Consider the following 16,526-nt stretch of genomic DNA (forward strand, 5'->3'; position numbering starts at 1 on the left):
GCAGCCGACCCAGCCCGTCGAGGACGCCCGATGACCGCCCCCGTCTACAGCCCGGCTCCGCAGTTCTCCTCCACCGTCCCGGTGCACAGGACCCACCTCGGCCACGCGCTGAAGTCCGAGTGGACCAAGATCCGTACGGTGCGCTCCACGCTGTGGACGCTCGGCGTCATGCTGCTGCTGATCCTCGGCATCAACCTGCTCGTCGTCGGCCTGGGCTCGACCGAGAACGTCTCCGACCCGGTGCTCGGCTTCGGCCTGTTCGGGGTGCTCCTCGGCCAGCTCTGCGTCATGACCCTCGGCGTGCTGGTGATCAGCTCCGAGTACGGCACGGGCATGATCCGCACGACCCTCACCGCGTGCCCGCAGCGCGGCCGGGTGCTCACCGCGAAGGCGATCGTCTTCTTCGCGCTGACCTTCACCGTCACCACCGTGGCCTGCGCGCTCACCGCGCTGATGAACTACGCCACCTTCGGCGGCAGGTCGGTGGGCGACGACACCTTCGTGGGCGCCCGGCTCGTCATCGAGGACGGCCTCACCACCGCCAGCGGCACCCAGTGGCTGGGCGCCACCGTCGGCGTCGGCCTGTACGTGGCGCTGCTCGGGCTGCTCTCGCTGGCCGTGGGCGCGCTGCTGCGGCACTCCGCGGGCGCGATCACCACGATGATGGGCGTGGTCCTGCTGCCGCTGATCATCGCGATCTTCATGCAGTCGGACAGCCTCCGCAAGGTGCAGGAGAAGCTGATCGAGTACTCCTCCCCCAACGCCATCGCCTCGCTCTACCAGATGCCGATGCTGGAGAACGGCGACGCCGACGGCGTGCGCCAGTTGATCGGGCTCGCGATCATCACGGCCGTCGCCCTGGGCGCGGCCTACGCGGCGCTCGCCAAGCGCGACGTCTGACCCGGGTCACCGGGCAGCTTCCGCCCCGCGGTCAGTACCGGGGGGCGTTCCGGGACCGCTGGAGCCGTGCGCTCCGGCGGTCCCTGGCGTTCCAGCAGGCGGTGTGCCAGTGGCGCCGGTCCTCCACGCCGCCGTGCTCCGGCCAGGCCACCAGGTGCCCGACGCCCGGCGGGATCTCCTGGTCGCAACCGGGGCAGCGGTAGTGCTTGCCCCCCGGACTCCCGCTCAGCTGGCGGACGGTCCACTGCTCGCCCTGCCAGCTCTCCACACGCTCCGGGCCCCTGGCCGGTCCGGCCTCGGGACGCTCCTCGGCTCTGCCGGCGGCGCCTCGGGGGCGGTTTCGGCGCGGGGACACGGGCACACACCTCATGCGGTTCGGGGGACTCGGGACCGCCAACCAGCGTACGCGTAGCGCGGACCGTGCCGGGTACCCGGTCGGGGAACCCCCCATTCCGGCCATCACCGCGAAAATCATGAAATCGCGGTGCGCGGACCGTGCCTTTGGCACGTGTCAGGCGTTAGTGCCAGTAGGGGAGCCGTGTCGGCCACCGAGGAAGGTGTGAAGCACGATGCGTGTCGGTACTTTCGTCCTCGCCGCCCAGTTCCCGGGGCAGGGACCGGGGGAGGCGCTGCACCGCGCGGTGCGGTCCGCAGAGGCGGCGGAGAAGGCCGGGCTGGACTCCGTATGGCTGGCGGAGCACCACTTCGTGCCGTACGGCGTGTGCCCGTCGGCCGTGACGCTCGCCGCGCTGCTGCTGGGCAGGACGCACCGGATCGGGATCGGTACGGCCGTGAGTGTCCTGCCGACCGCGCACCCCGTGGCGCTCGGCGAGCAGGCGGCGCTGCTGCACATCGCCTCGGGCGGCCGTTTCACGCTGGGCGTGGGCCGCGGCGGCCCCTGGGTGGACCTGGAGGTCTTCGGCGCCGGACTCGCCGCCTTCGAGAAGGGTTTCCCCGAGTCGCTGGACCTGCTGCTGCGCTGGCTCCGGGAGCCGCGCGTGGGGGCCTCGGGTGAACGATTCGCCTTCCGCGAGGTCGACGTCGTGCCGCGGGCGGACGAGTTCGAGGAGCCCGGCGGGCCGCCGGTCGTCGTCGCCTGCACCTCGCCGGGCAGCGTCCGGCTCGCGGCACGCAGGGGTCTGCCGATGCTGCTCGGCATGCACTGCGGCGACGAGGACAAAGCTGCCATGGTCGCAATGTGGCAGGCCGAGGCGCGCGATGCGGGGCTTTCACCCGAAATGGTGGCCACGGCGGAACATGTCTCCGCGGGCGTGGTACAGATCGCGGACCGCCGCGCGGACGCGGTGGAGACCCTCACCAAGGCGATGCCCGGCTGGCTCCAGCGGGGCCTCGCCGCGCACCGCACGGTCGACGGCCGGCCCCGGACGATGCGCGATCCGCTCGCCTACACCGAACTGCTCTGCGACCTCCACCCCGTGGGCCCGCCCGCGCTGTGCGCCGACCGGCTGGCGGCCACCGCCGAGCGGACCGGCATCAGCCGCTTCGCCCTGCTCGTCGAGGGCTCCGGCGATCTCGCGGCCACCGAGGAGAACGTGGCGCGGCTCGGCAGCGAAGTGCTCCCGCAATTGGCCTGATTGAAACATCAAAGAGCAGTGGTGCGACCAACGGCGGGAGCACCCTGCCCGGTTCAGCAGTCCCGCAGCTCCGGGGACTGGTTCAGCAGCTGTGCGCGTACGGAGGTGAAGGTGGCGTAACGCCCGTCGACCGCCGGGTCCAGCGGGAACACCGCGACCCGGTGGCAGTTCTGGAACGCCAGCCGGACCCCGAAGTGCCGCTGCAGGGCCCCCCGTATCGCGTCACTCGCCAGGGCGCGGAGCAGCTGCCCGCGTGCGTGCTCGTCCGGCGGAGGTACCTGGTTGTCGGCGAACTCGCCGCCGTCCACCTTGAGTTGTGCCGCCAGAGAGCTGATCATGTCCCATGCGTAAGGCAGGGAAGTCCGGACGCAGTCGACGAATTCCCGTTCGTCGACCTCGCCTCGCTCGGCCTGTTCGAGGAGGGCCGGTGAGACGTCGAGCGACATGAGTACTCCTCTCGTGACCCCCCTGTCCGAGGAGTCAGACGGACTACGGAGAGAAGCCGCCCAGAGTTCTCCCGCGCGACGGCTTCCACCCACAACCGTAGGCGGCGAGGTCCCATGACACTAGGCGCGAGCGCTCACAACAGGCCATTTTCCGACCGCGCCCGGTAGCGAGTAACGTTGCCGACCATGCGTCTCGTCATCGCCCGTTGCTCCGTGGACTACGCGGGCCGGCTCTCCGCCCATCTGCCGTCGGCCACCAGGCTGCTCCTGGTCAAGGCCGACGGCAGCGTCTCCGTCCACGCCGACGACCGTGCCTACAAGCCGCTGAACTGGATGTCGCCGCCCTGCACGCTCAAGGAGGGTGAGGACGGGGTCTGGACGGTCACCAACAAGGCCGGCGAGCAGCTGATCATCACCATCGAGGACGTGCTGCACGACTCCACGCACGAACTCGGGGTCGACCCCGGCCTGATCAAGGACGGCGTCGAGGCCCACCTCCAGGAGCTGCTGGCCGACCGCATGGAGGTGCTCGGGGAGGGCTGGAGCCTCGTCCGCCGCGAGTACCCGACGGCCATCGGCCCGGTGGACATCCTGGGCCGGGACGCGTCCGGCACGACCGTCGCCGTCGAGATCAAGCGCCGCGGCGAGATCGACGGCGTCGAGCAGCTCACCCGCTACCTCGAACTCCTCAACCGGGACCCCCTGCTGGCGCCCGTGAAGGGCGTCTTCGCGGCCCAGGAGATCAAGCCGCAGGCGCGCGTCCTCGCCACGGACCGCGGCATCGACTGCGTCGTCCTCGACTACGACGCGCTGCGCGGCATCGAGGACGACAAGCTCCGCCTCTTCTGACGCCAGGTCCCAGCGCGGCCGCGGGAAAGCACCACGGCGCGGCCCGGCGGTCGGCTGACCACCGCGGCCGCGCCATGACGGGCGCCGGTCAGGCGATCGTGCCCGGGGCGCCAGGAGCGCCGGGCAGATCGGGGCCCATGCTGGAACTCTCGGGCGCGCTCGCGCTGGCGGAGGTGCCGCCGTCCTCGGAGCCGCCGTCGGTGCCCGTGTCGCTCGGGGTGGGTGTGGGCGAGCCCGTGTCGCTCGGCGTCGTCGACGGGGTCCCGCTGGGGCCGCCGTCGGTCGGGTCGCCCGTGCCGCCTGTGTGGCCGCCGCCCGTGCTCCCTCCCCCGCTCGTGTTGCCGCCCGAGCCACCGCCGTGCGAACCACCGCCCGAGCCGCCGCCGGTGGCCGAGCCACCGCCCGCCGAGGAACCCCCGGCGGCCCCGCCGTCGGTGCCGCCGGAGTCGCCACCGGAAACGGACCCGACGCCGCCAGTGCCGCCTGCCGGGGCGCCCGGCGCCGTCGCGGCGTCGGTGCCGCTCGCGGAGGGGCTGGGCCGCCGGCTGGAGCCGGGGCTCGGGGCGTCCTCGGCCGGGAAGCCGTCGTCCGCGTCGTCCTCCTGGGCGGACTCGACCGGCTTGACGTTCATGGGTGTGTTCTGGTCACCGCCGGAGGCCGTCGTGCCAAGGGTGACGACGGTGCCGAGGACGGCGGCCAGCAGAGCTCCCGCGCCGACGGCGACGAGGTTGCGGCGGGAACCGGTGAGGGCGATCCGGCGCGGGGCGGCGGCCGCCGCGGCCAGGCGCTTGCCGATGATCGTCGTGGGCGCCTCGGACATGTCGGTGCCCGCCGCCGGGGTCTCGACGCCGGCGAGGCCCGTGCCGGGCACAGGACCGCCCGCGCGGTCCACGACGAGCGCGAGGGTGCGGCGCCCCACCGTGGTCCCCTGGCGGTCCGCGAGGGCGCCGCGCAGGGCTATCGAGGCCTCCAGTTCGCTGCGGGCCCGGTCCAGGTTGCCGAGGCACAGCGCCAGGACGCCGAGTTCGTGGAGGAAGTACGCCTCCTCGGCCACCTCCCCGGCGAGCCGGGCGGCCTCCTGGCCGACGCGCAGCGCACGCTCCCACGCGCTCCAGTGCATGGCGGCCGCAAGGACGGGCGCCACCGTACGGGCCAGGAGCACCGCCGCGCTGGTGTGCCCGCCGTCACGGGCGGCGCTCAGGGCGCCAAGGATGGCCTCCGCCTCGGCGGCGACGCGCTTCGGGGTGACGGAGGGGTGCCCGGCCCACCAGGCGTAGTGCTGGGCGGCGGCCAGCGCCTGCGGTGAGCCCTCGGCAGCGGCCTCCGCGGCCAGTCCGTCCACCAGGGCCAGTTGGCGGCTCACACCGGCCGCCAGGCGGTGGTGCGCCGCGACGGGGACGGCGAGCCCGACGGCCACGATCTCGCCGAGCGCGGCGTCTCCGTGGGTGTCGCCGACGAGCGCCGGCAGGTGCGCCTGGTGCGGGCACTCGCCGCCCAGGGCCACCGCGAAGCGCAGCGCCTCCTGCGCCGAGGCGCCGAGGCGGGAGGCGAGCAGGGCGGCGGGCGCGGCGCTCTCGGCGAGCGAGGGCAGCGGGACGTGCGAGGCCGACGCGCCCGGCTCGGTGCCGAAGGGCGCGTCGACGGAAAGTTCGTCCGTCGCGTCCACGTCGCCCCACACGGACTCGTCGGCCGCGAGGATCTCCGCCCCGAGCGCGTCGCGCTGCCGCAGCAGCGCACCGGCCTGGACGAAGCGCAGCGGCAGACCCTCGGACTCGAACCACAGGTCGGCCGCCCAGGCGGTCTCCTCCTCCACCAGGGGGCGGCCCGCGGAGAGCTCCAGCAGTTCCAGGCAGGCGACCCGGGGCAGTCCGGGGAGGAAGACCTCTTCGACCAGGGAGTCGCTTGCGGGGGACGGCACGTCGGGCGTCGCGGACACCAGGAAGGCGCACTCGGGCGCCGCCGCGAGCAGTTCCTCCAGGGAGGCGCCGCCGAACTCCAGGTCGTCCAGGACGACGACCCCGCCGATGTCGCGCAGCAGCTCCAGCAGGCGGCTGCGGTCGGGGCGGTAGTCCTCGGTGTCGTAGACGGTGGCGAAGAGCTCCTGCAGCAGGTCGCTGGGGGTCCGCCGGTAGCCGGAGAGCCGGATCACGCCGTCGGGGGCGAGGTCCTCGCAGGCCCGGGCCACCGCGTCGAGCAGCACGCTGCGGCCGGCGCCGGAGGGCCCGGTGACGCGCACCGAACGGCCCCGGGAGAGCAGCCGCACCAGGCGCTTGCGCTCCTCCTCGCGCTCCAGCAGCGGGAGCTCGGGGGCGCGTGGCCCCGGCGGCACCGTCGGCCGGGCGGCGGCGGTCAGCGCGGCGCGTTCCTCCGCGGTGCGCCGTACGGGTGCGGGCAGGTCGCCGGGGGCGAGGGAGCTGACCTCGCTGCCGTCGACGGGGTTGAGGGTCAGCCTGCAGTCGCCCACGAGGAGTTCGACGACGCGTGGCGCGTCGCTGTCCCCCGTTCCCGCCCCGACCTCGAGGGCGAGCGGGTCGCGCGGCGGCCGGCCGACGCGCGGGGTCGGCGCGGTGCCGTCCTCCGCGCCGCCGGCCGATGTCGCGTCGGCAAAGCCCGTGGAGTCCTGTTGTGCGCCGTACTCGTCACCGGTCATGTCGGGTCCGTGTGGGTCCATTAGTCTCCGCCCCCCATAAGCGTCGCAGCAGGGCCCCACCGGGCCCGTGGTCGCGCCGTGGGACCGGTCCGGCTCCCCTCCTCGGCGTACGGGGTTGAGGCACGCCGGAACCGAACCCTAAACCTTCCCGCAGCATGTGCGAAGCCCAGGGCGGCGATGCCGCCCTTGCGTCCGAATCTGTCCGGGGTTGCCGCTTCCGTATCGGCGCGCCCGGTGGGTGCGCTAGGTCCGCGGCAGTGCTTCTGCCGCGATTCCCCCCTCGATGACCAGGATGCGGTGCAGCCGGGTGGCGACCAGCAGGCGCTGCATCTGCGCGGGCACGCCCCGCAGGACCAGGCGCCGGTCGGCCCGGCCGCAGCGGCGGTGCGCCCCCATGATGACCCCCAGACCCGTCGCGTCCCACGAGTCGAGTTCGGTCAGGTCGAGCACGAGGTCGCCGTGGCCGCCGTCCACGGCGCTGTGCAGGACCTTGCGGGCGTCCGCCGCGGTGCGGACGTCGAGGCGGCCCCCGACGACCAGCTCGGCGTGATCGCCCCTGATGTGCATTACGCCTCCCCGTGGAGTGAATGGGTGGAACTGCCGTGGTTCTACGTAACTGACGGTCCGTCGTACGAAGAGGTTGCCGTCTGTGAGCGAACCGATACCGAATTCACCCTTGCGAGTGACAGGAGGGGTCCGAGGGGCCCAGTCCTCCGGCCATCCGCACCGGACCGGGCCCTTCCGGTTGACGCTCCGTCAGTAGCGGTAGAAGCCCTCGCCGCTCTTGCGGCCGAGCGCGCCCGCGTCGACCATGCGCCGCATGAGCTCCGGCGGGGCGAACTTCTCGTCCTGGGACTCGGTGTAGATGTTGTCGGCGGCGTGCAGCAGGATGTCGACGCCGGTGAGGTCGGCGGTCGCCAGCGGGCCCATCGCGTGGCCGAAACCGAGCTTGCAGGCGATGTCGATGTCCTCGGCCGTGGCGACGCCCGACTCGTAGAGCTTGGTGGCCTCGACGACGAGCGCCGCGATCAGCCGGGTGGTGACGAAGCCGGCCACGTCCCGGTTGACGACGATGGTCGTCTTGCCGATCTCCTCGGCGAAGGCCTTGGCGCGCGCCAGGGTCGCGTCGCCGGTCTTGTAGCCGCGGACCAGCTCGCACAGCTGCATGAGCGGGACCGGCGAGAAGAAGTGGGTGCCCACCACGCTCTCCGGGCGCTCCGTCACCGCCGCGATCTTGGTGATCGGGATGGCGGAGGTGTTGGAGGCCAGCACCGCGTCCGCCTTGGCGATCTTGTCCAGCGCGCGGAAGATCTCCTGCTTGACCTCGATCTTCTCGAAGACGGCCTCGACGACGATGTCGGCGTCGGCGGCCGCGTCCAGGTCGGTGGTGGTGGTGATGCGCGCGAGCGCGGCGGCCGCGTCCTGCGCGGTGAGCTTGCCCTTGGCGACGAACTTCTCGTAGGACGCCTCGATCCCGCCCTTGCCCCTGGCCAGCGCCTCGTCCGTGATGTCACGCAGGACGACCTCGTAACCCGCCTGTGCGGACACCTGCGCGATACCGGAGCCCATCAGGCCGGCTCCGATGACGGCGAGCTTCTTCGCCACGGCACACACCTATCTTCTCGATGCTGTTGCCGGGACCTTAACGTCGCTTCACAGCCGAGCGCAGCAGGAAGAGAGCCGGGTCACCCTGTGTCCTTCGTCGCACAGTTGAGGGCCCCGGCGCCCAGTTGCGGGCGCACCGCGTCCAGTTTGACCGGGACCGCCCCCGGAGTCCGCATCCGCTCCCCGCGCCGCGGGCCCGTCGCGGGGCGCGCCCCGGGCGCGGTCTGACTACGCTCGACACATGGTCAATCTGACGCGCATCTACACGCGGACCGGGGACGACGGCACCACCGCCCTCGGCGACATGAGCCGTACGGCCAAGACCGACAGCCGCATCTCGGCCTACGCGGACGCCAATGAGGCGAACGCGGCGATCGGCGTGGCGATCGCCCTCGGCGCGCTCCCGCAGGAGGTCGTGTCCGTCCTCGTACGGGTCCAGAACGACCTCTTCGACGTCGGCGCCGACCTCGCGACGCCCGTCGTCCCCGACCCCAAGTACCCGCCGCTGCGCGTCGAGCAGACCTACGTGGACCGGCTGGAGGCGGACTGCGACCGCTTCCTGGAGGAACTGGAGAAGCTGCGCAGCTTCATCCTGCCGGGCGGCACCCCGGGCGCCGCGCTGCTCCACCAGGCGTGCACGGTCGTCCGCCGCGCCGAGCGGTCCACGTGGACCGCGCTGGAGGAGCACGGCGGGACGATGAACCCGCTCACCGCCACCTACCTCAACCGGCTGTCCGACCTGCTGTTCATCCTGGCCCGTACGGCCAACAAGGAGGTCGGCGACGTGCTGTGGGTGCCCGGCGAGAACCGCTGACCCCGCCCGCTCAGGTGCGCGGCGCGGCGGCCGGCCCCCGCTTGGGCCACAGCGTGTAGCTCGCCGCGACGACCGCGTGGATCCCGGCCGTCGCCGCCATCCGCACCTGCCACTCCCGCAGGGCGGCCGTGCGTCCGGCGTCCGCGACGAGCCAGACGGCCAGTTGCAGCAGCGTGGCCGCGACCGCGGCGGACACCGCGGTGCGGCCGAGCAGCCGCCACTCGCGCAGGGCCCGGGCCCTGCCGTACTTCGGTGCCGGCGACGGCTCGGGGCCCCCCGCGAAGCGGTGCGCGAAGCGTGCGTCGGCCCAGCGGACGACGCCGTGGCCGTAGCCGGCGGAGAAGCCGACGTACGCGGCGGCCAGGCCGTGCCGGGCGGCGGCCGTGCCACCGTCGCCCAGGTCGGCCACCGCCGCGGCCAGCAGCAGCAGGTCCACCAGGGGCACGCACACCAGCAGCGCTGCGCCGGCCCGAGGCCGGCGCAGCAGGTAGCGCACCGCGAGCCCGGCGCCGAGCAGCACCCAGAAGGCGATCTCGCACCCGGCGATCAGGGTCACCCACATGCCGCAAGGCTCCCCCGCGGCCGCCGTGGGGCGCGTCGTCGGCGCTGATGAGACCCGGCTGCATCCTTCGGTGTACGCGCCGGGTCCGACCACCGGCCGACGCGCACGGTCCGCGCCGCGTGCTGGGATGGGTCCATGACGACCACCGCCGCCCGGCGCCCGCCTCGCGACGACGTGCTGATCGCCGTGTCGGGCCTCGCGGGCGGCCTCGCGATGTGGGCGTTCGGGCTGTACACCCACTCCGGGAACCATCCGGCGGGCGACCACCGCTGGCTGCCGCTGCTCCCGCTGGTGGTCATGGCCGGATGCGAACTGCTGCGGCGGACCGCGCCCCGCGTCGCGATCGTCCTCGGCGCGCTCACCTTCGGCGCGGACTTCGTGATCGGCTCGCTGCTGGTGACCGTGCTGATGTTCACCGACCTCGTGTACGCCGCCGTCCTGTACGGGCCGAAGCGGCTGACCCGGGTCGTGCCGGTCGTCAGCGTGCTCGGCACGGCCGCGCTCACCGCCACCGCCGTGGCGGTGCACCCGGTCGCCGAGTCCCTGCTGATCGGTGTGGTCGGTGCCCTGGTCTCGGTCGCCCCCGCCTGGACCGGCGTGGTGGTGCGGCGGCACCGCGACGAGGCCGCCCACGAACGGCTGCGCGCGGAGCAGACCGCGCTCCTCGCGGAGCTGGACCGCCGGGAGGCGGTGGGCCGCGAGCGGGCCCGGATGGCCCGCGAACTGCACGACATGGTGGCGGGCCACCTCTCCGCGATCGCCATCCACTCCACCGCCGCGCTGTCCCTGGACCGCCACGAGGGCCCGGCCCGCGAGGCGCTGGGGGTGATCCGCGAGAACAGCGTCGAGGGCCTGTCCGAGATGCGCCGGCTCATCGGGCTGCTGCGCGACTCGGCGGGCGAGGACGGGGAACCGGCCCCCGTCCCGCGGCTGGCCGGCCTGGACGCGCTCCTGGAGCAGATGCGCGCGGCGGCCCCGCACTCGGCCTTCGTACTGCGCGACGGGCGCCCCGAGGGCGCCGCCGCGCTGCCCGCGCCGGTGGAGCTGGCGGCCTACCGGATCGTGCAGGAGTCCTTGACCAACGTCCTGAAGCACGCGGCGCCCGGCGAGGTGCCCGTCATGCTGGAGCAGGAGGCCGAGGCGCTGACGGTGACCGTGGCGAGCCCCTGCCGGATCGGCGGCCCGGGGCACCGGCCGGACCCCCGGGCCCCCGGCTCCGGCAGCGGCCTGATCGGGATGCGGGAACGCGCCGAGCTGCTGGGCGGCACCTTCGAGGCGGGCCGGGAGGGCACGACATGGCGGGTACGGGCGGTACTGCCCATGAAGGGGAACGCATGATCCGGGTGGTCGTCGCCGAGGACCAGGCCGCGGTACGGGCGGGGCTGGTGCTGATCCTGGGCTCGGTGCCGGACATCGAGGTGGTCGGCGAGGCCGCCGACGGGGAGGCCGCGGTCCGCGTCGCCCGTGAGCTGCGCCCGGACGTGATCCTCATGGACCTCCAGATGCCCAGGCTGGACGGGGTCGCCGCGACCCGGGAGATCGTCGCGGAGCGGCTGGCGGACGTGCTCGTCCTCACCACCTTCGACCTGGACGAGTACGTCTTCGGGGCGCTGCGGGCGGGCGCCGCGGGATTCCTGCTGAAGGACACCGAGGCGGACCGGCTGATCGAGGGCGTACGACTGGTGGCCCGCGGCGAGGGGATGATCGCGCCCGCGGTGACCCGCCGGCTGATCGGCGAGTTCGCCCGCCCTCGGCCGCGCCCGGCGCCCGACCACGCCGTGCTCGGCGCGCTGACGCCACGGGAGCGGGAGGTGCTGGTCTGCGTGGGCGAGGGCCTGTCCAACGCGGAGATCGCGGCGCGGCTGGAGATGGCGGAGGCCACGGCGAAGACGCACGTCAGCCGCATGCTGGCCAAGCTGGAGCTGCGCAGCCGCGTGCAGGCCGCGGTGCTCGCGCAGGAATGGGGGCTGTCCGTACGGCCCTAGGGCCGGCGGGACCGGGGGACCCCCAACCAGCGGGGGGGAAAGACTGTCAGGCCACGTTCACGCGCTGGCCGGGAGGGGCGGCCTCGAGCCAGGCGAGGAAGCCGGTGAGGGCGTCGTCGCTCATGGCGAGTTCCAGACGGGTGCCGCGGTGCTCGCAGACCAGGATGACGGAGTCGGAGAGGAGCGCCAGCTCCTCCTGCCCCTCCGGGACGCGGCGGTGCAGCACCTCGATGGCGGAGCGTTCCAGCACCCGGCGCGGCCGGGGCGCGTACGAGAAGACCCGGAACCACTCGATCCGGTCACCGCTGTAGCGGGCGACACCGTACGCCCAGCCCTTGCCGGAGGGTTCGCCGGCGCCGGTGGGCGGCATCCGCAGGCTGCAGTCGAACGTGCCGCCGGGCCGCTGGATCAGCCGGCGCCGCAGCCCGAAAACGAACAGCCCCAGCAGCGCCACCGCCACCAGGGCCCCGCACACCTGAAAAGCGAGGATCACGCCCACCGACCTCCTCGCTCCGTGTCACGAATAGGGATACTGCAGCCGCGGGACACCCTCACGGGCCTCCCGCGGCTCATGGCCCGGTGGGCCGGGTGCTCAGCGCGACCCGCTGGTCGCGGCGATCAGCCGGACCTCGGCGCGGCGCTCACTGGCGGCGTCGGCGTCGGCCTTCGCACGCTCCAGAGCCCGCTCCGCACGCTGGACGTCGATCTCGTCGGCGAGCTCGGCGATCTCCGCGAGCACCGACAGCTTGTTGTCCGCGAAGGAGATGAAACCGCCGTGCACCGCGGCGACGACGGTGCCGCCCTCGCTGGTGCGGATCGTCACCGGACCGGACTGGAGCACGCCCAGCAGCGGCTCGTGGTTCGGCATGACGCCGATGTCGCCGGACTCGGTGCGTGCGACGACAAGTGTGGCCTCGCCGGACCAGACACTGCGGTCCGCTGCGACCAGCTCGACGTGCAGCTCAGCCAAGATGGCTCCTCGGGTCGGCACCCACCGCCGTCCGGCGGGTGCATAAAACAAAGGATAACGGGGGTGCGGCAAGGGGGCGGACACAGGGTCCGCCCCCTGCCACGGTGAGCCGTCAGGCGACGGGCGTCAGCTGACGCCGAGCTCGCGGGCGTTGCGCTCGAGGTCCTCGATGCCACCGCACATGAAGAACGCCTGCTCAGGGAAGTGGTCGTACTTTCCGTCGGCGATGGCGTTGAACGCGGAGATCGACTCGTCCAGCGGGACGTCGGAGCCGTCGATGCCGGTGAACTGCTTCGCCGCGTGGGTGTTCTGCGACAGGAAGCGCTCGATGCGGCGGGCGCGGTGGACGGTGAGCTTGTCCTCCTCGCCCAGTTCGTCGATACCGAGGATCGCGATGATGTCCTGGAGGTCCTTGTACTTCTGCAGGATCCCCTTGACGCGCATGGCGCACTCGTAGTGGTCCGCCGCGATGTAGCGGGGGTCCAGGATGCGGGACGTCGAGTCCAGCGGGTCCACCGCCGGGTAGATGCCCTTCTCCGAGATCGGACGGGACAGAACGGTCGTCGCGTCCAGGTGGGCGAAGGTGGTCGCCGGCGCCGGGTCGGTCAGGTCGTCCGCGGGGACGTAGATCGCCTGCATCGAGGTGATCGAGTGACCACGGGTCGAGGTGATGCGCTCCTGGAGGAGGCCCATCTCGTCCGCGAGGTTCGGCTGGTAACCCACCGCGGAGGGCATGCGGCCGAGCAGCGTGGAGACCTCGGAACCGGCCTGGGTGAAGCGGAAGATGTTGTCGATGAAGAACAGCACGTCCTGCTTCTGCACATCGCGGAAGTACTCCGCCATGGTCAGACCGGCCAGCGCCACGCGCAGACGGGTGCCCGGGGGCTCGTCCATCTGGCCGAAGACCAGGGCGGTCTTGTCCAGGACGCCGGACTCCTCCATCTCCTGGATCAGGTCGTTGCCCTCACGGGTGCGCTCGCCGACGCCGGCGAACACGGAAACGCCCTCGTGCAGCTTCGCCACACGCATGATCATTTCCTGGATGAGGACGGTCTTGCCGACACCGGCGCCGCCGAACAGACCGATCTTGCCGCCCTTGACGTACGGGGTCAGCAGGTCGACGACCTTCAGGCCGGTCTCGAACATCTCGGTCTTGGACTCGAGGTCCTCGAACTTCGGCGCCTTGCGGTGGATCGTCCAGCGCTCGCCGACGTTGGCGTTCTCCTCGGGGACGTTCAGCACCTCGCCGAGGGTGTTGAACACCTTGCCCTTGGTGAAGTCGCCGACGGGGACGGTGATGCCCGTGCCCGTGTCGGTCACCGAGGCCTGGCGGACCAGACCGTCGGTGGGCTGCATCGAGATCGCGCGGACCACGCCGTCGCCCAGGTGCTGGGCGACCTCGAGGGTCAGCGTCTTCTTCTTGCCGGCCTCGGCCGGGTCGGCGACCTCGACGGTGAGGGCGTTGTAGATCTCCGGCATGGCGTCGACGGGGAACTCCACGTCGACGACCGGGCCGATGACCCGGGCGACGCGGCCCGTGGCAGCGGCCGTCTCAACAGTGGTGGTCATGATTAGTCACTCCCCGCAGACGCGTCGGCCAGGGCGCTGGAGCCACCGACGATCTCGCTGATTTCCTGGGTGATTTCGGCCTGGCGGGCCTGGTTGGCAAGCCGCGTGAGCGTCTTGATGAGCTCCTCGGCGTTGTCAGTCGCCGACTTCATCGCGCGGCGGCGGGCGGCGTGCTCGGAAGCGGCACCCTGCAGCAGCGCGTTGTAGATCCGGCTCTCGACGTACCGCGGCAGCAGTGCGTCCAGGACGCCCTCAGCCGACGGCTCGAAGTCGTACAGGGGGAGGATCTCCCCCTCCTTGCGGGCCTCGCCACCGGTGGCGTCGACGAGCGAGAGCGGCAGCAGCCGCTTCTCCACCGGCGCCTGCGTCAGCATCGACACGAACTCCGTGAAGATGATGTGCAGTTCGTCCACGCCGCCCTCGGCGGTGTCCTTGAGGACCACCTCGATCAGCGGGTCGGCGACCGACTTGGCGTCCGCGTACGTCGGCTTGTCGGTGAACCCGGTCCACGAGTCCTCGATCGCGCGCTCACGGAAGCCGTAGTACGCCACGCCCTTGCGGCCGACGATGTAGTGGACGACCTCCTTGCCCTCCGAGCGCAGCTGCTCGGTGAGCCGGTCGGCGGCCTTGATCGCGTTGGACGAGTAGCCGCCGGCCAGACCGCGGTCGCTCGTGATGAGCAGCACCGCGGCGCGCGTCGGGTTCTCGGTCTCCGTGGTCAGCGGGTGGTTCGTGTTCGAACCGGTCGCGACCGCGGCCACCGCGCGGGTGAGTTCGTCGGCGTACGGGGACGAGGCGTGTACCTGGCGCTGGGCCTTGACGATCCGGGACGCGGAGATCATCTCCATCGCCTTCGTGATCTTCTTGGTCGCGGTGACGGACTTGATGCGGCGCTTGTATACCCGAAGCTGGGCGCCCATGCTCAGCCCTCACCCAGCAGCTTGCCGTCCGAGGTCTCGAACTGCTTCTTGAACTCCACGACCGCGTCGGTCAGGGCCTCGACCGTGTCGTCGCCGAGCTTGCCGGTCTCGGCGATGCTCAGCAGGAGGTCCTTCTTCTCGCGGCGGAGGTAGTCCAGCAGCTCGCGCTCGAAGCGGCGGATGTCCTCGACGGGCACGTCGTCCAGCTTGCCGGTGGTGCCGGCCCAGATGGAGACGACCTGGTCCTCGATCGGGAACGGGGCGTACTGGCCCTGCTTCAGCAGCTCGACCATGCGCTTGCCGCGCTCCAGCTGCGCCTTGGAGGCCGCGTCCAGGTCGGAACCGAAGGCGGCGAACGCCTCCAGCTCGCGGTACTGGGCGAGGTCCACGCGCAGTCGGCCGGCGACCGACTTCATGGCCTTGATCTGCGCCGAGCCACCGACTCGGGAGACCGAGATGCCGACGTTCAGTGCCGGGCGCTGGCCCGCGTTGAACAGGTCGGACTCCAGGAAGCACTGGCCGTCGGTGATGGAGATGACGTTGGTCGGGATGAACGCCGAGACGTCGTTGGCCTTGGTCTCGACGACCGGCAGACCGGTCATCGAGCCGGCGCCCAGCTCGTCGGAGAGCTTGGCGCAGCGCTCCAGCAGGCGGGAGTGCAGGTAGAAGACGTCACCCGGGTAGGCCTCACGGCCCGGCGGGCGGCGCAGCAGCAGGGAGACGGCGCGGTAGGCGTCGGCCTGCTTGGACAGGTCGTCGAAGACGATCAGGACGTGCTTGCCGTCGTACATCCAGTGCTGGCCGATGGCCGAGCCGGTGTACGGGGCCAGGTACTTGAAGCCGGCCGGGTCGGACGCCGGGGCCGCCACGATCGTGGTGTACTCCAGGGCGCCGGCCTCCTCCAGCGCGGCGCGCACGCCGGCGATGGTGGAGCCCTTCTGGCCGATGGCGACGTAGATGCAGCGGACCTGCTTCTTGGGGTCGCCGGAACGCCAGTTGTCACGCTGGTTGATGATCGTGTCGATCGCCAGGGCGGTCTTGCCGGTCTGGCGGTCGCCGATGATCAGCTGACGCTGACCGCGGCCGATCGGGGTCATCGCGTCGACGGCCTTGAGGCCGGTCTGCATCGGCTCGTGCACGGACTTACGGGCCATGACGCCGGGAGCCTGGAGCTCCAGGGCGCGGCGGCCGTCGGTCTCGATCTCGCCGAGGCCGTCGATCGGGTTGCCGAGCGGGTCGACGACGCGACCCAGGTATCCCTCGCCGACCGCGACGGAGAGCACCTCACCGGTGCGCTGCACCGGCTGGCCCTCCTCGATGCCGCTGAACTCGCCGAGGACGATCGCACCGATCTCGCGCTCCTCGAGGTTGAGGGCGAGACCGAGGGTGCCGTCCTCGAACTTCAGCAGCTCGTTCGCCATGACCGAGGGCAGACCCTCGACCTTGGCGATACCGTCGCCGGCCAGGCTGACCGTTCCGACCTCCTCGCGCGAGGCCGCGTCCGGCTTGTACGACTGGACGAAGTTCTCCAGCGCGTCCCGGATCTCCTCCGGCCGGATCGTGAGCTCCGCCATCTGGGTTCCCTGCTCTCCTTGTTGGGCCCGAAGTATTCGCTACGGCCCAACTCGGGCCGCTGGTACTGCTCTTTGAGTTGGTGGCTG

17 protein-coding genes are annotated in these 16,526 nt (G+C 72.1%); 6 read left to right on the top strand and 11 right to left on the bottom strand.

The annotated features are described in order from the left end of the window. Positions 1-30 precede the first annotated feature (30 nt). Positions 31-900 carry an ABC transporter permease gene (locus PV350_RS20145; protein ID WP_499514051.1) on the top strand — a complete coding sequence of 290 codons (870 nt, stop codon included), beginning with the start codon at positions 31-33 and terminating at the stop codon, positions 898-900. A gap of 31 nt (positions 901-931) precedes the next feature. Here PV350_RS20145 and PV350_RS20150 read toward each other — a convergent pair whose 3' ends face one another. Further along, complete coding sequence (locus PV350_RS20150; protein WP_499514050.1) at positions 932-1,255, bottom strand: Rv1322 family protein; 324 nt, start codon at positions 1,253-1,255, stop codon at positions 932-934. 214 nt (positions 1,256-1,469) lie between these two features. On the opposite strand from PV350_RS20150, the gene PV350_RS20155 reads away from it, so the two are divergent. Next, complete coding sequence (locus tag PV350_RS20155; protein ID WP_499514049.1) at positions 1,470-2,495, top strand: LLM class flavin-dependent oxidoreductase; 1,026 nt, start codon at positions 1,470-1,472, stop codon at positions 2,493-2,495. 53 nt (positions 2,496-2,548) lie between these two features. Here PV350_RS20155 and PV350_RS20160 read toward each other — a convergent pair whose 3' ends face one another. After that, positions 2,549-2,941 (bottom strand): SCO5389 family protein, encoded by a 393-nt coding sequence (locus tag PV350_RS20160; RefSeq protein WP_018563511.1) that lies wholly within the window; start codon positions 2,939-2,941, stop codon positions 2,549-2,551. Positions 2,942-3,127: 186 nt separating this feature from the next. On the opposite strand from PV350_RS20160, the gene nucS reads away from it, so the two are divergent. Continuing rightward, positions 3,128-3,790 carry an endonuclease gene (gene nucS / locus PV350_RS20165; protein ID WP_499514048.1) on the top strand — a complete coding sequence of 221 codons (663 nt, stop codon included), beginning with the start codon at positions 3,128-3,130 and terminating at the stop codon, positions 3,788-3,790. Positions 3,791-3,878: 88 nt separating this feature from the next. Here the strand turns inward: nucS and PV350_RS20170 are convergent, their stop codons facing one another. The 3 genes from PV350_RS20170 to PV350_RS20180 form a co-directional block, all read right to left on the bottom strand. Next, complete coding sequence (locus PV350_RS20170; protein ID WP_500335196.1) at positions 3,879-6,461, bottom strand: ATP-binding protein; 2,583 nt, start codon at positions 6,459-6,461, stop codon at positions 3,879-3,881. 222 nt (positions 6,462-6,683) lie between these two features. Further along, complete coding sequence (locus tag PV350_RS20175) at positions 6,684-7,007, bottom strand: STAS domain-containing protein (protein WP_018563514.1); 324 nt, start codon at positions 7,005-7,007, stop codon at positions 6,684-6,686. A 189-nt stretch (positions 7,008-7,196) separates the two neighbouring features. After that, positions 7,197-8,045, bottom strand: a complete 849-nt coding sequence (locus PV350_RS20180) for a 3-hydroxyacyl-CoA dehydrogenase family protein (protein WP_499514046.1) — start codon at positions 8,043-8,045, stop codon at positions 7,197-7,199. Positions 8,046-8,286: 241 nt separating this feature from the next. Between PV350_RS20180 and PV350_RS20185 the strand changes: the two genes are divergently transcribed. Beyond that, a complete protein-coding gene (locus tag PV350_RS20185; protein ID WP_499514045.1) occupies positions 8,287-8,859 on the top strand; it encodes a cob(I)yrinic acid a,c-diamide adenosyltransferase in 573 nt (190 codons plus the stop codon). Positions 8,860-8,869: 10 nt separating this feature from the next. On the opposite strand, the gene PV350_RS20190 is transcribed toward PV350_RS20185, so the two are convergent. Next, positions 8,870-9,421, bottom strand: a complete 552-nt coding sequence (locus PV350_RS20190) for a hypothetical protein (protein ID WP_500335199.1) — start codon at positions 9,419-9,421, stop codon at positions 8,870-8,872. Between the two features lie 135 nt (positions 9,422-9,556). Between PV350_RS20190 and PV350_RS20195 the strand changes: the two genes are divergently transcribed. Continuing rightward, a complete protein-coding gene (locus PV350_RS20195) occupies positions 9,557-10,759 on the top strand; it encodes a sensor histidine kinase (protein WP_500335201.1) in 1,203 nt (400 codons plus the stop codon). Next, complete coding sequence (locus PV350_RS20200) at positions 10,756-11,406, top strand: response regulator (RefSeq protein ID WP_499514042.1); 651 nt, start codon at positions 10,756-10,758, stop codon at positions 11,404-11,406. The genes PV350_RS20195 and PV350_RS20200 overlap by 4 nt, the downstream gene beginning before the upstream one ends. Positions 11,407-11,452: 46 nt before the next feature. Here PV350_RS20200 and PV350_RS20205 read toward each other — a convergent pair whose 3' ends face one another. The 5 genes from PV350_RS20205 to atpA all read right to left on the bottom strand — a co-directional run bounded on the left by PV350_RS20205 (position 11,453) and on the right by atpA (position 16,439). Then, complete coding sequence (locus PV350_RS20205; protein ID WP_499514041.1) at positions 11,453-11,899, bottom strand: DUF2550 domain-containing protein; 447 nt, start codon at positions 11,897-11,899, stop codon at positions 11,453-11,455. A gap of 99 nt (positions 11,900-11,998) precedes the next feature. Next, positions 11,999-12,379: a F0F1 ATP synthase subunit epsilon gene (locus tag PV350_RS20210; protein ID WP_499516949.1), complete on the bottom strand. Its 381-nt coding sequence runs from the start codon at positions 12,377-12,379 to the stop codon at positions 11,999-12,001. A 123-nt stretch (positions 12,380-12,502) separates the two neighbouring features. Further along, complete coding sequence (gene atpD / locus PV350_RS20215) at positions 12,503-13,945, bottom strand: F0F1 ATP synthase subunit beta (RefSeq protein WP_499514040.1); 1,443 nt, start codon at positions 13,943-13,945, stop codon at positions 12,503-12,505. A 2-nt stretch (positions 13,946-13,947) separates the two neighbouring features. Next, positions 13,948-14,865, bottom strand: a complete 918-nt coding sequence (locus tag PV350_RS20220; RefSeq protein ID WP_499514039.1) for a F0F1 ATP synthase subunit gamma — start codon at positions 14,863-14,865, stop codon at positions 13,948-13,950. Between the two features lie 2 nt (positions 14,866-14,867). After that, a complete protein-coding gene (gene atpA / locus PV350_RS20225; RefSeq protein ID WP_499514038.1) occupies positions 14,868-16,439 on the bottom strand; it encodes a F0F1 ATP synthase subunit alpha in 1,572 nt (523 codons plus the stop codon). Positions 16,440-16,526 lie beyond the last annotated feature (87 nt).

It is taken from the genome of Streptomyces sp. PA03-6a (genome assembly GCF_033792765.1).
Taxonomy (GTDB): Bacteria; Actinomycetota; Actinomycetes; order Streptomycetales; family Streptomycetaceae; genus Actinacidiphila.

Coding starts and splice junctions, on each gene's coding strand:
- PV350_RS20145 (WP_499514051.1), top strand. CDS start 31: ATGACCGCCCCCGTCTACAGCCCGGCTCCGCAGTTCTCCTCCACCGTC.
- PV350_RS20155 (WP_499514049.1), top strand. CDS start 1,470: ATGCGTGTCGGTACTTTCGTCCTCGCCGCCCAGTTCCCGGGGCAGGGA.
- PV350_RS20160 (WP_018563511.1), bottom strand. CDS start 2,941: ATGTCGCTCGACGTCTCACCGGCCCTCCTCGAACAGGCCGAGCGAGGC.
- nucS (WP_499514048.1), top strand. CDS start 3,128: ATGCGTCTCGTCATCGCCCGTTGCTCCGTGGACTACGCGGGCCGGCTC.
- PV350_RS20170 (WP_500335196.1), bottom strand. CDS start 6,461: ATGGACCCACACGGACCCGACATGACCGGTGACGAGTACGGCGCACAA.
- PV350_RS20175 (WP_018563514.1), bottom strand. CDS start 7,007: ATGCACATCAGGGGCGATCACGCCGAGCTGGTCGTCGGGGGCCGCCTC.
- PV350_RS20185 (WP_499514045.1), top strand. CDS start 8,287: ATGGTCAATCTGACGCGCATCTACACGCGGACCGGGGACGACGGCACC.
- PV350_RS20190 (WP_500335199.1), bottom strand. CDS start 9,421: ATGTGGGTGACCCTGATCGCCGGGTGCGAGATCGCCTTCTGGGTGCTG.
- PV350_RS20195 (WP_500335201.1), top strand. CDS start 9,557: ATGACGACCACCGCCGCCCGGCGCCCGCCTCGCGACGACGTGCTGATC.
- PV350_RS20200 (WP_499514042.1), top strand. CDS start 10,756: ATGATCCGGGTGGTCGTCGCCGAGGACCAGGCCGCGGTACGGGCGGGG.
- atpD (WP_499514040.1), bottom strand. CDS start 13,945: ATGACCACCACTGTTGAGACGGCCGCTGCCACGGGCCGCGTCGCCCGG.
- PV350_RS20220 (WP_499514039.1), bottom strand. CDS start 14,865: ATGGGCGCCCAGCTTCGGGTATACAAGCGCCGCATCAAGTCCGTCACC.
- atpA (WP_499514038.1), bottom strand. CDS start 16,439: ATGGCGGAGCTCACGATCCGGCCGGAGGAGATCCGGGACGCGCTGGAG.